We start from the raw sequence: 12974 nt of genomic DNA on the forward strand, positions 1-12974 counted from the left end.
TTCAGACCTGATGAAGGGTGGAGGGGGCGGCAGGCCTGCCGGGCGCCGCGGTGAAGTCGGGACCGGCCAGCGTGACGCGCAAGGCTTCGATCTGCGCGGCCACGTCCCGCAGCACGGGTGACGGCGCCACGACGGCATCGGGGGGGACCGGCAGGCCTTGTTCGACGGCCGCGGCAATGCTGTCCAGGGTGGCGGCCAACTGAGCGACCTGAGCGGCGGCCGGCGCATCCTGACCGGCGGGCAGCGACCAGGCCGTGTCCGAGATGGCATTGGCCACGCGTTCCAGGGCCACTTCCACCGGCCACCAGGCTAGCGCGCGGCGGCTGACCAGGCGGGGTTCGGACAGACCGCGCTGCAGGGCGATGCGCAGGTCCGACAGGCGCGCGTAGGCGCGGGCGCGCAGATCGTGCCGGCTGCCGGGATCGGTCTGAAATACGGTGTTCAGGTAGGCCGCCAGCGTGGACGTGGCAGCGGACACGGCATGGTCCAGGTTGCTGCGTTCGATGCGGATCCACGGCAGGTAGCCCACCAGCAGCACGATGGCCGCCGCGACGCCCACGTCGACCAGCCGCGCCAGCGCAATGGCCCAGCTTCCCGGTTGCAGCGCCCCGATCAGCAGCATGAGGATGGGCACCAGAATCGCCGAGAACAGCCCGTAGTTGCGCCGTATCGACCACGGCAGCAGCGCGGCCAGCGCGGCAACGGTGAGCAGGCTGGCCAAGCCGCCGCGATCCAGCGCAAGCACGGTGGCGCTGATCGCCACGCCGACCGCGCTGCCCGCGCAGCTTTGCAGCGCGCGCGCGAACACCGAGCCGAAGTTGGGCTTGAACACCACTACGACGATCAGCGGCACCCAATAGGACCGCGGCAGCGCGGCCGCCAGGGCGACGGCCTCGGCGGCGACGAGGCACAGACCCAGCCGGACCAGGTAGCGCACGGTCGTCGGCCCGGGCCGGTAAGTGCGGATCAGCACGCGCCACGGCGTGCGCGCCGGTGCGGGCTGCAGGTCGGCAAAGGCGTCGGCCTCGATGGCCCCAGTGGCCTGGCTGGTCTGATTGGCGCGGGCGCCGTGCAGCAGCGGCTGCACCTGCTCCAGTGCCTCGGCCAGCTGCGGCATGCCCGCGCGGTGCAGCGCGGCGATGTCGTCGCGCGCGTCCGGCTGGGCATCGTTCTCGACCCGGTCGGCCAGGTGGTTCATGACGCGGGCACATTCGTCCGGCAACACGCGGCCGGCGCGCGCCAGCGCCAGCGCGGCGTTGGTGAGCGGAGTGCAAGCCTGCAATTGCGCAGCCAGCCGCGCCAGCCGGGGCGACGGGCCCGCCGATCGGCCCCGCGCGGCCAGGACGGTGTCGTAGGCCGTCGCCATGGCGGCTTCCATGTCGCGGCGCGCCGCCATCACCCTAGACGTGCCGATGGCCGCGAACATGGCGGCCAGCTTGCGGTAGGCCTGCGCCACGGCGGCCCGCTCCGGCGCGATGGGATTGACGACCCAGCCGGACAGCGTAAGCGCCAGCCCGAACAGCCCGCCCACGCCCACCAGCACCGGCGGCAGCCAGGGCGGCAGCGTGGGCGTCAAGCTGGACCCGACGATGACATACGTGGCAAATTGCAGCGTGGCGACGGCGGCGATGTTGTTGAAGGTGCCGATCAGGCTGGCCGCCAGCACCAGCAGCGTCATTGCCGCGGAGGTCCACAGGCCGTGGCCCGACATCAGATTGCCCAGCAGATAGCCGAACGCGCCGCCAAACACCGTGGAACCGATGGATAGCGCGCGGTTGCGGTAGGGGCCCCCGTTGTCGCCCGTGATGGCGGGCAGCGCGCCCAGCGCCACCAGCGCGGCCGCGGCGCCCTGGTCCAGCGCCATGCCCACCGCGGACGGCAGGCCGATGGCCAGGGCGGCCCGCAGCATCACCCAGGGGTTTACCGGGGACGGTTCCATGTGCGCCAGGCTCATCAGCCAGCGCATGTTGGAGGCGCGCGCGCCGTGGCTCGTCAATGGGCGGGGCAAGGTGGCCTCATGGGCGGCGCGGGTCAGGCCTTGATCAGCGGCGCCTCTTCGGGCGCGGCCAGGCGGAAGTAGTCGTCGGTGTTCAACAGGATGGACGCGTCCAGGCGTCCGGCATTGAACACGATTTCGTCATGGCGCTCGCGCAGGCTGGGATCCACCAGCAGCGCGAGGTCGGGATTGAAGCTGAAGGGCGGAATGGCGCCGATCTCGCAGCCCGTGAGCTCGCGCGCCAGGTCCTGCGATGCCAGCGAAGCCTTCTTGCCGCCCGCCGCGCGCGCGATGGCGTCCAGGTCGGCCTGTTTGTCCGCCGGAAAGACGGCAAGCACGTTCTTGCGCTGGTTGGACGAAATCTTCACGCGGCAGACCAGCGCCTTGGCGCCCTGGCTGACCTCGGTGCCGCGGATGGCGGCCACTTCGACGGACTTGCCGGCGGCAGCGTGTTCGAGCAGGCGGTAGCGCGCCTGATGCTGGATGAGCAGGGCTTGCAGGCGTTCAAAGACTTCCATGGGACAAAGGGGGCAGTGGCGGGCCGGGAGTCGGCCTTGTACGCGGAATCATACGCCCGCGGCGCGTCAGATTTCCCCGGTGAACGCGTAGCCCCAGCCCCAGACGGTGCGGATGGGCAATTCCACGTCCACGTCCTGCGCCTTGCGTCGCAGGCGGCTGACGACGACGTCCGTGCGGCGCACGGATTCGCGGCCCGAGTGCGGGTCGATACCCGGCGGATCGCCGCGCGGCATGCGCTTGTCCGGCGCGCCGGTCAGCTTGAGCAGGAACTCGCGCTCGGCCTGGGTCAGCGCCAATCGCGTGCCCTGGGGGCTGACCAGTGTCCAGGCGGCATCCAGGAATTGCCACTTGCCGGTCGGTTCGGCGGGCGCTACGGGCGGCGGCGCGGTCCGCGCATCGGCCTCCGCCGCGCGGCGGCTGGCGGTGGTGGGGACGCGGCGCACCAGCGCCTGCAGGGCTGCGGCGATTTCGCCAGTGACGACTTCGGGAGAAAAACAGGCGTCGGCGCCGCAGTGCAGGCCGAGAATGCGGTTCTCAGGGGTATCGAAGGCGGAAATGGCAACGATGCCGGCGGTGGTGTCCATGGCGCGCAGACCTGCGACGGCCATGCAGAGATCGGTAAATTCGGCTTGCATCACGAGCAGCGGGGTGCGGCGGGCCTGAAACAGGCGGAACAGTCCGTTGGAGTCTTCGCAAGGGCGCGGCGAGAACCCCATTTCGGCCAGTTCGTCGCTACGGCGCACGCGCTGGCCAGCGTCGGGAGCGAAGACGATCAGGTCTAATAGGTCATTCATGAATCGTTGTAAACATCATGCAGCTTGAGCTCTTGCATGATGAACGGACACAACGGTTTCCCAAGCCGCGCACAACGACACTTTCCTACCCGAATTCTCGGCCATGGACCCGCAGAGTGCCTTTTGCGGGCTTACGGAGCGGCGGGAGCCGCCTCGTTCCACCAGCCGCCGCCCAACGCTTGTAACAGCGCGGCGGTGTCGGTGTAGCGCGCGGCGTCCGCCTCGATGCGCGAAATCCTTGTCTGCAACACCTGCCGCTGGCTGTCCAGGAGGCTCAGGTGACTGATGCCGCCCGCCTGATAGCGGCCCGCCGCGATGCGGCCGGCCTCGTCCGCGCGGCGCCACGCGTCGTCGTAGGCAGCAAAGGCCTCGCCGTCCGTCTGCAGCGCGCGCAACGCATCGGCCACCTGGCGAAAGCCATCAAGCACCGTCTGGCGGAATGAAGCGGCGGCGGCGTCATACGCGGCCTCGGTGGACCGCTTGCGCGCCCGCAGCTCGCCACCATGAAAAAGGGGCTGGACCAGCCCGAGTCCCAGGTTCCACACGTTGACGCCATCGGACAGCTCGTTCACGCCCGTGCGCTGCGAACCGAAACTCGCGGTCAGCGTGAATTGCGGATACAGGTTGGCCGTGGCCACGCCCACGTCGGCCGACGCCTTGTGCCACAGGGCTTCGGCCGCCAGGATGTCGGGCCGCTGGCGCGTCAGCGCCGAGGGCACGCCGGTGGGAACGTCGGGCGGCAGCGTCAGGTCTGCCAGACGCAGCGGCGGCGATTGCAGGGCGGCGGGCAGCACGCCCAGGTAGGTGGCAAGCTGATGGGTCACCTGCGCAAGCTGGTATTCCAGCGGCGGCACGGTGGCGCGGGTCTGCGCGACCAGCAGCTCCTGGTTGCGCAGGTCGGCCAGGGCAATGCCGCCTGCATCCAGGCGCTTGCGCATGATGTCCTGCTGGCTGACCTGCGCCGCCAACAGGTCGCGCGTGGCGGCCAGCCGCTCGGCCAGATCCGCCTGCCGGATGGCGGCAGTAACGACATTGGCCGCCAGCGACATGCGTGCCGCCTGCAGCTCGTGCGCCTGGTAATCCATTTGCGCGGCCAGGCTTTCCAGCGCGCGGCGGTTGGCGCCGAACACGTCCAGCGTGTAAGACACGTCGATTGAGGCGTTGTAGAGCGTGAAGGGCGGGGGCGGCTCGGCCACCGGCACGCCATAGGCGGCGGGATCGACCTTTTTGCGGGCCGCCGACAGATTGGCGTCCACGGCGGGCAGCATGCGGCCGCCGGTGTCAGCGGCCAGGTCTTCCTGCGCCTGGCGCAAGCGGGCGCGCGCTTCTTCCAGCGTGGGGCTGGCGTCCAGCGCCTGCCGCACCATGCGGTCCAACTCGTCCGACCGGAACAATTGCCACCACTGCGCGGGAATGTCGGCGCCCGCTTGCAGCCGCTGCTGGCCCGCGGACAGCGCATCCTGCCCGTTTGCCGTGTAGGCAGCCACGTCTGGCGCGGCGGGCGTATCGAAGTCGGGGCCCACCGCGCAGGCCGACAGCAGCGCGCACAGCGCCATCGAGGCCAGGGGGCGGGAAGCGGGCATGAGGATGGGGCGGGACATGGGCTTCAATCCAGGGTGCGGCGGTAGAACTTCACGGCGGCAGTCATGACGATGACGGTGAACAGCATCAGGGGCCAGATGTTGGGCCACAGGTCCCACCAGCCGTTGCCCTTGAGCAGGATGCCGCGGATCAGCCGGTTGAAATACGTCAGCGGCAGCAGGTTGCCCAGGTGCTGCGCCCACATCGGCATGCCCTGGAACGGAAACATGAAGCCGGACAGCAGCATGTTCGGCAGGAAATAGAACATGGTCAGCTGCATGGCCTGAAGCTGGTTCTGCGCCAGCGACGACAGCGTGATGCCGACGGTGAGATTCGCGGCGACGAACAGCAGCGCGGCCAGGTAGACGGACAGCAGGCTGCCCATGATGGGCACGTGGAAGACGAAATGCGCCGCCGCGAGAATGATGCTGGCCTGGATCAACCCGATGGCGATGTAGGGCACGATCTTGCCGGTCATTACTTCGATCGGCCGCACCGGCATCGCCAGCAGGTTTTCCATGGTGCCGCGTTCGCGCTCGCGGGTCATCGCCAGCCCGGTCATCATCACCAGCGTCATTGTCAGGATCACGCCCATCAGCCCCGGCACCGTGTTGTATTGCGAGATCTGCTCTTCGTTGTAGAGCTGGTGGATGCGCACGTCGAAAGGTGGTTGGCCGCCCGCCAGGCTGGTAAGCGGTCCGGTCAAATCCTTTTGCGCGACGGCTTGCGTAAGCTGCGTGGCTGCGCCCAGCGCCATGCCCGTCGCCATGGGATCGGTGGCGTCGGCCTCGATCAGCAGCGCCGGGCGCTCGCCGCGCAGCAGGCTGCGGGTGAAATCGGGTGGAATGGTCACGACGAACAGCACGCGGCCCTGCGCCAGCGCGGCGCGGCCGGCTTCTTCGGTGTCCAGCTCCTCGACGATGTGAAAGTAGTCCGACGAGCGCATCGCCGCGATGAAGCTGCGCGTGAACGGGCTATGGTCCGCCGCGATGATGGCGGTGGGCATCTGGCGCGGATCGGTATTGATGGCATAGCCGAAAAGCGCGAGCTGCATGATCGGCAGGCCCACGATCATGCCGAAGGTGATGCGGTCGCGGCGCAGCTGCAGGAACTCCTTGAGCACCATGCTCCACCAGCGCGACCACGAAAAGCCGTTCGGGCGCGCGGTCATGGCTTGCTCGCGAAGTTGTCGGTGGACTGGTTCATCAGGTAGATGAAGACGTCCTCCAGGCTGGTGTCGATGCGTTCCAGGCGCAGGTCCTGGCCCGCCACGGCCGCGCGCAACGTGCGTTCCAGCGTGGCCGCATCCCGGCCGCTGACGTGCAGCGCGGACCCGAACGCGACCGTCTGGTCGACTCCGGGCGCGCTGCGCAACTGCTGGCCAAGCGGCACCAGATTGACGCCGTGGATCGCCCAGGTGGTCAGCCGCTGCTCGGCGATGACCTCGTCGGCGGTGCCTTGCGTCAGCAGCTTGCCGTACGAGATGTACGCCAGCTTGTGGCAGCGTTCGGCTTCGTCCATGTAATGCGTGCTGACCAGCACGGATATGCCGCGCGCCGCCAGTTCATGCAGTTGCTCCCAGAAGTCGCGCCGCGCCGTCGGGTCCACGCCGGCCGTGGGCTCGTCCAGCAGCAGCAGCCGTGGCTGGTGCAGCAGGCAGGCGGCCAGCGCCAGGCGCTGCTTCCATCCGCCGGACAAGGATCCCGTCAGTTGCCCGGCGCGCGTTTGCAGCCCGAGGTCCTGCAGGGCCCGGTCCACGGCTTCCTTGCGCTGGGGCATGCCGTACATGCGGGCGACGAAATCCAGATTCTCGCGGATGGTCAGGTCTTCCCAGTACGAGAACTTCTGCGTCATGTAGCCGACGTTGCGCTTGATCTCGGCGCTGTCGCGCAGGATGTCGTAGCCCAGGCAGGTGCCGCTGCCGGAATCCGGCGTGAGCAGGCCGCACATGAGGCGGATGCAGGTCGTCTTGCCGCTGCCGTTGGGCCCCAGGAAGCCGAAGATCTCGCCTTCGCGGACCTGTAGCGACACGTCGTTCACAACGTGCTTGTTGCCGAAGTGCTTGTTCAGGCCGTGCACGTCGATGACGTTGCCGCCGGCGCCGGGCGCGTTCATGGCAGGGTCGCCTCCACCGGCTGTCCCGGATGCAGCCGCGCCGCCGCGTCGGGGGCGGGTCGCGCTTCCACCATGTAGACCAGCTTGCTGCGGCTTTCGCGGCTGTAGATAACGGGCGGCGTGTACTCGGCCTGGTCCGATACGTAATCGATGTGCACGGGTATCGGTTCGCCGCAGCCGTCGCAGCGCAGCGTGGCTTGCTGGCCGATCTTCAGCGACCCGACCGCCGTCTCCGGCACGAAGAACCGCACCTTGATGTTGCCGGGCGGCAGCAGGCTCACGACCGGACTGCCGGCCGGCACCCATTCGCCCACCCGGTACATGGTGTCGAAGATCCGCCCGGCGGCTGGCGCCGCCAGCCGTTTCTGGTTCAGCGTCCATTCGGCCTGCGCCAGCGCGGCGTCGGCGGCCTCCACTTGTGACGCCTGCGCGCGCCGGGCTTCGTCGCGGCCGGGCAGCCGGTTCACCTCGACCTGGGCCTGCAGTTCGCGCACGCGCGCCGCGTCCGACTGCGCCTGTTCGCGGCTGTCGTCCAGTTGCGAGCGTGCGATGCCGCCGATGCGGAACTGGGCATTGTCGCGGGCCAGCTGCGCGGCGGACCGGCGGCTGGCGGCCTGCGCCTGCGCCAGTTGCGCCAGGCTGACATCGACCTCCGGCGCCCGCTTGCCGGTGGCAATGTCCTCCAGTTGCGCGCGGGCCGCGGCCACCTCCGCCAGCGCCTGATCGCGTGCCGCGGCCTCGCGCGTGGCGTCCAGCGCGTACAGCGGCTGGTTGGCGTCGACCTGCTGGCCGCGCCGCACCGCAAGCGTGTCCAGGCGGCCCGGTTCGGACGAGGCGACATACACGTAATCGCCCTCGACATAGCCCTGGTAGAACGGCTGGTCGTTGTTGCCGCAGGCGAACAGCGGCAGCAAGGCGAGGGGGGCGGACAGGAGGCGTAAGGTGCGCATGGTCAGCGTCCTGGAGTCGGGGCAGAGGGGGAGGAGGGCGGAGAGGGCTGTGTGAACAGGCCGCCGGTCAGCATGGCAATGGCGTGGGCGGCGATCGCCTCGTTGCCGATGGACTGCGCCACCGGGTCGTCCTGCCAGATGCGGCGCCACAGGTTGGACGTGGCGAGCGGCAGCAGCGTCAGGCCGAGGATGGACAGAAATACCAGGCGCGGTTCGACACCCGGCGTGATGGCGCCCCGGCGCTGGCATTCGGCGATCAGACCGGCGAATGCGTGCAGCCGGTCCGACGGCAAATGGCGCAGCACGCGATCGCGCAACTGGCCGCCTTCATTGACGACTTCGTGCATCCACAGCGACGGCAGCCAGGGCTTTTCCGTGGCGCTTTGGACCACGCGGCCGACCACTTCGGTGATGAAACCGCGGGCCGCGGCAGCCGGGTCGGGCAGGGTGCCGGGCCCGTTGGCAGGGGCACCATCGATGACGGCACCACCGCCTTCCAGCGGCACGGGCGCCCAGACAAAGCCGATGACCGGCACGATCCGTTCCAGCACCACCGCGTCGATCAACTGATCCCGGCTTTTGAAGTAGTAATGCAGCATCGCGGGCGTCACGCCCGCGCGCTGCGCAATGTTGGCAATGGTGGTCGCGGCGACGCCCTGGGCGGCGAACAGTTGCGTGGCCAGATCCAGCAAATTGGCGCGGGCGGTGGCGTTGTCCGGACGCGGCGGGCGGCCGGGGCGTCGGGCGGGAGGGTGAGCGGCGGCAGACATGCGGCAGATTCTAATTAAAGACTTAATTAATTAAAAGAGGGTTCGATCAACAGGGTTACGGCCCGGCCTCGCAGCCGTCGATGGTGTAATGGGCCGGTTCCCCACCCTGCCGCCCGGGGTAGTCCGCGAGGCCCGGCCGGCGTTACGAAGGAGACCGAACCTCATGCCGCAATCCGCATCAACCAACCGCCGCATCGTGCTGGCGGCCCGCCCGCACGGCGAGCCCACCGACGCCGACTTCCGCCTGGAAACCGGCGACATTCCCCAACCCGGGCAGGGCGATGTGCTGCTGCGCACCGTATATCTGTCGCTCGACCCCTACATGCGCGGCCGCATGAGCGACGCGCCGTCCTATGCCGACCCCGTGCAGATCGGCGAGCCGATGGTGGGCGGCACGGTGACGCGCGTTCATGCCTCCAACAATCCGCAATTCCAGGTGGGCGAGTGGGTGCTGGCGCAGACCGGCTGGCAGGATTTCGCGGTGTCCGACGGCGCCGGCCTGCTGCGCCTGGGCGCCAAGCCCGAAAACCCGTCCTGGTCGCTGGGCGTGCTGGGCATGCCAGGCTTTACCGGCTACATGGGGCTCCTGGACATCGGCCAGCCCAAGGCCGGCGAAACGGTCGTCGTCGCGGCGGCCAGCGGCGCGGTCGGCGCCGTGGTCGGCCAGATCGCCAAGATCCATGGCTGCAGGGTCGTCGGCATTGCGGGCGGGCCGGACAAATGCCGCTACGTGGTCGAGGAACTGGGCTTTGACGAATGCGTGGACCACCGTCAGCCGGATCTGCCCACGCGTCTGGCGAACGCGGTGCCGCAAGGCATCGACGTGTACTTCGAAAACGTGGGCGGCGCCGTCTTCGATGCCGTGCTGCCCCTGCTGAATGCGCGCGCGCGCATTCCGGTGTGCGGGCTGATCTCGGCCTACAACGCCACCAGCCAGGCCGAGGGCCCGGACCGCCTGGGGCTGCTGATGCGCACCATCCTGACGAAACGGCTGCGGATGCAGGGCTTCATCATCTTCAACGAATACGCGCATCGCTACGGCGAATTCCGTGAGGCCATGCAGGACCTCATCAAGCAAGGACGCATCAAATACCGTGAAGACGTGGTTGACGGCCTGGAGAACGCCCCGCGCGGGCTGATCGGGCTGCTCAAGGGCGAAAATGCCGGCAAACGCATTGTGCGTGTCGGCCCTGATGAATGGAGCGCTACATGAACATCCTGATCGTGCTGACTTCCCACGACACGCTGGGCAATACGGGCCGCAAGACGGGTTTCTGGCTGGAAGAGTTTGCGGCGCCGTACTACGCGTTCCTGGACGCGGGCGCCAAGGTCACGCTGGCTTCGCCGCTGGGCGGCCAGCCGCCGCTGGATCCCAAGAGCGACGATCCGGACGCGCAGACCGACGACACCCGCCGCTTCCAGAAGGACAGCGAGGCGCAGCGCGTGCTGGCATCGACGCGCCGGTTGGCCGAGGTGCAGGCGTCGGATTTCGACGCGGTTTTCTACCCGGGCGGCCATGGCCCGCTGTGGGACCTGGCCGAAGACGCCAGATCGGTGGCGCTGATCGAGACCATGCTGGCCGCGGGCAAGCCGGTGTCGGCCGTGTGCCATGCGCCCGGCGTGCTGCGCCACGCCAAAACGGCGGACGGCAAGCCGCTGGTGCAGGGCAGGCAGGTCACCGGCTTTTCCAATGCGGAAGAAGCCGCCGTGCAACTGACCGATGTGGTGCCGTTCCTGGTCGAGGACGAGCTGAAAAAACTGGGCGGCCTGTACAGCAGCGGCCCGGACTGGCAGTCGCACGTGGTCAGCGATGGTCTGCTCATCACGGGCCAGAATCCCGGCTCGTCGGTGGGCGTGGCCAAGGCGCTTCTGGAACGCCTGAAAGCCTGATCGCCGTCACGGCAACATGGCGGAAAAGCGCGGCTCGGCCCCGCGCCCAGCGTGCGGCGGCCGGAGATCGTTGCGGATTGTGTCAGAATCCCGGCTTTCCGATATGCGCGTGCCGCGATGCCGTTGCGGCGCGCAGATTTTCCAATGCCCCCCGACGTACCCGAAATTCCCGCAGGATCCTACGAAGCGGCGCTGTTTGCCGCGATACAGGCGCGTGACCCGGCCACTGGCCGGCATTGCAATAGAGTGGCTGCGCTAAGCGTGGCGCTGGCCCGGGCGTGCGCACTGCCCGAGCACGAGGTGGATGTCATTACCGTCGCCGCGCGGCTTCACGACGTGGGCAAGATCGGCACGCCCGATCGCGTGCTGCACAGCCCGCACCGGCTGGTATGGGAAGACTGGGAAATCATGAAGGCGCATGCCGCCGCAGGCGCCGCCCTCATCATGCAGACCGCGATGCCCCAGCGCGAGACCATTGCGCTGGCGGTGCGGCACCATCACGAGCATTTCGACGGCTCCGGTTATCCGGACGGCCTTGCCGGCCACGCCATCGCGCTGCACGCGCGGATCATCTCGGTGGCCGATTCCTACGATGCGCTGGGCGATGCGCGGCCCTACCATCCGGCGCGCTCGCACACGCAGATCATGGACATCCTGCACCAGGAGGCGGGATCGAAGTTCGATCCCGACCTGCTGCGCGTGTTCGAATCGTTGATCCGGGAAAGCCGCCTGCGCGTGCCGTAGCGGATTACTTCAGACGGTAGGTCGCCGCGACGGTGGCCAGGTCCTGCAGCGTGCGCTGCTGCCAGGCCGCGTCGTGGCCCAGTTCCTCGGCCAGGATGCGCGCGACTTCCGGTGCGGCCAGCATCGCCGCCTCGGCATCCAGGAACAGCGCGCGGTTGCGGCGCGCCAGCACGTCCTCGGCGCTGCGCGCCAGTTCAAAGCGCGCCGCGAAACGCACATGCGCTTCGGACAGGCCGCTGGCCTTGACCAGCATGCGCTGCGCGCCGGGCAAAGCCTGCAACGTCGGCAGATCGCTGCCGTAATAGCTGTCCGGCGTGCCTGCGTGTTCCTGCGACGGCGCAAGACCATTGGCGCCGTGCAGCGGCAGCGATTCGGTGCGGCACGAGGCCTGGGTCAGCAACTGATGCTGGATGGCGGTGTCGACCACATCCTGCGCCATGCGGCGGTACGTCGTCCACTTGCCGCCGGTGACCGTCACGAGGCCGGCCTTGGACACCAGAATCGTGTGCTCGCGCGACAGCTTCTTGGTGGAGGCTTCGCCGGTCGCCTTGACCAGCGGACGCAGGCCGGCCCAGACGCTGGTCACGTCGTCGCGCGTCGGCTTGCGGCTGAGATAGCGCGCGGCGGTGCTCAGGATGAAATCCACGTCCTGCGCGCCCGCGTCGGGGTCCAGCGGCAGATCCTGGCGCGGCGTGTCGGTGGTGCCGACGATGGTGTGGCCGTTCCACGGCACCACGAACAGCACGCGGCCGTCGTCGGTCTTCGGAATCAGCACGGCGCGCTTGCCCGGCAGGAAATCCTGCGGCAGCGTCAGGTGCACGCCCTGGCTGGGCGCGACCATCGTCTGCGCGTTCTTGTCTTCCATGCGGCGCACGGCGTCCACCCACACGCCGGTGGCGTTGACCACGCAGCGCGCCCGCAGCGTGAACGTTGCGCCGCCGATCACATCCTGCACGGTCACGCCGTCGACCTTGCCATGGGTGGTGGTCAGGCCCGTGGCGCGCACGTAGTTGACCGCCGTGCCGCCCAGGTCAAACAGCGTGCGCATCAGGCTCATGGCCAGGCGCGCGTCGTCGAACTGGCCGTCGTAGTACAGCACGCCGCCCTTCAGGTTGCGCCCGCTCACGTTTTCGGCGAGGGTGGGGGCGTTGGCCAGCGTTTCGCGGCGCGACAGCCACCGGCTGGGCGCCAGGTTCAGCTTGCCGGCCAGCATGTCGTACATCTTCAGGCCGATGCCGTAGAACGGCTGGTCCAGCATGGTGTAGGCCGGCACCACAAAGCCCAGCGGCCACACCAGATGCGGGGCGTTGCGGTTGAGCAGGCCGCGTTCGTGCAGGGCCTCGCGCACCAGGCTGACATTGCCTTGCGCCAGGTAGCGCACGCCGCCGTGCACCAGCTTGGTGGCCTTGCTGGACGTGCCCTTGGCGAAGTCGGCGCCTTCGATCAGCAGGGTCCGATAGCCGCGCGCGGCGGCATCGACCGCCGTGCCCAGGCCGGTTGCGCCGCCGCCGATGACGATGACGTCCCAGGAATGCGTGTTGTCCAGCGTGTTCAGAAGACGGCTGCGGTCGGGCGGGGTGACGGAGGCGAGGGGTTGGTTCATGTTCTTTGGGGG

The 12974-nt window shown here is 68.7% G+C and carries 12 protein-coding genes; 3 read left to right on the forward strand and 9 right to left on the reverse strand.

From position 1 onward, the window contains the following. Nucleotide 1 precedes the first annotated feature (1 nt). The 8 genes from AC6LJW_RS24575 to AC6LJW_RS24610 form a co-directional block, all read right to left on the reverse strand. On the reverse strand, nt 2-2008 hold the full coding sequence (locus AC6LJW_RS24575) for an FUSC family protein (protein ID WP_498088483.1): 2007 nt from the start codon (nt 2006-2008) through the stop codon (nt 2-4). 23 nt (nt 2009-2031) lie between these two features. Next, on the reverse strand, nt 2032-2514 hold the full coding sequence (locus AC6LJW_RS24580; protein WP_056560677.1) for a YbaK/prolyl-tRNA synthetase associated domain-containing protein: 483 nt from the start codon (nt 2512-2514) through the stop codon (nt 2032-2034). A gap of 66 nt (nt 2515-2580) precedes the next feature. Continuing rightward, on the reverse strand, nt 2581-3309 hold the full coding sequence (locus AC6LJW_RS24585; RefSeq protein ID WP_056560680.1) for a response regulator transcription factor: 729 nt from the start codon (nt 3307-3309) through the stop codon (nt 2581-2583). A gap of 131 nt (nt 3310-3440) precedes the next feature. Next, nucleotides 3441-4910, reverse strand: a complete 1470-nt coding sequence (locus tag AC6LJW_RS24590; protein ID WP_498088484.1) for an efflux transporter outer membrane subunit — start codon at nt 4908-4910, stop codon at nt 3441-3443. Nucleotides 4911-4915: 5 nt separating this feature from the next. Further along, nucleotides 4916-6061: an ABC transporter permease gene (locus AC6LJW_RS24595; RefSeq protein WP_056560683.1), complete on the reverse strand. Its 1146-nt coding sequence runs from the start codon at nt 6059-6061 to the stop codon at nt 4916-4918. After that, a complete protein-coding gene (locus AC6LJW_RS24600; RefSeq protein WP_056560686.1) occupies nt 6058-7005 on the reverse strand; it encodes an ABC transporter ATP-binding protein in 948 nt (315 codons plus the stop codon). The genes AC6LJW_RS24595 and AC6LJW_RS24600 overlap by 4 nt, the downstream gene beginning before the upstream one ends. After that, nucleotides 7002-7955, reverse strand: a complete 954-nt coding sequence (locus AC6LJW_RS24605) for an HlyD family secretion protein (RefSeq protein WP_498088485.1) — start codon at nt 7953-7955, stop codon at nt 7002-7004. The genes AC6LJW_RS24600 and AC6LJW_RS24605 overlap by 4 nt, the downstream gene beginning before the upstream one ends. A gap of 2 nt (nt 7956-7957) precedes the next feature. Then, nucleotides 7958-8725, reverse strand: a complete 768-nt coding sequence (locus tag AC6LJW_RS24610; protein ID WP_056560692.1) for a TetR/AcrR family transcriptional regulator — start codon at nt 8723-8725, stop codon at nt 7958-7960. Nucleotides 8726-8888: 163 nt separating this feature from the next. On the opposite strand from AC6LJW_RS24610, the gene curA reads away from it, so the two are divergent. The 3 genes from curA (at nt 8889) to AC6LJW_RS24625 (ending at nt 11359) form a co-directional block, all read left to right on the forward strand. Then, entirely contained in the window at nt 8889-9938 is a 1050-nt protein-coding gene (gene curA, locus AC6LJW_RS24615; RefSeq protein ID WP_498088486.1) for an NADPH-dependent curcumin/dihydrocurcumin reductase, read from the forward strand. Then, a complete protein-coding gene (locus AC6LJW_RS24620) occupies nt 9935-10615 on the forward strand; it encodes a type 1 glutamine amidotransferase domain-containing protein (RefSeq protein WP_056560697.1) in 681 nt (226 codons plus the stop codon). Before curA ends, AC6LJW_RS24620 begins: the two co-directional genes overlap by 4 nt. Before the next feature lie 144 nt (nt 10616-10759). After that, the gene (locus tag AC6LJW_RS24625) at nt 10760-11359 is read left to right on the forward strand and encodes an HD-GYP domain-containing protein (RefSeq protein ID WP_427984650.1); all 600 of its coding nucleotides are present in this window, start codon (nt 10760-10762) and stop codon (nt 11357-11359) included. Nucleotides 11360-11363: 4 nt separating this feature from the next. On the opposite strand, the gene AC6LJW_RS24630 is transcribed toward AC6LJW_RS24625, so the two are convergent. Continuing rightward, nucleotides 11364-12962, reverse strand: coding sequence for a glycerol-3-phosphate dehydrogenase/oxidase (locus AC6LJW_RS24630; RefSeq protein WP_056560705.1), 1599 nt, complete (start codon nt 12960-12962; stop codon nt 11364-11366). Between the last annotated feature and the right edge of the window lie 12 nt (nt 12963-12974).

The organism is Achromobacter sp. 1012554356 (genome assembly GCF_059760815.1).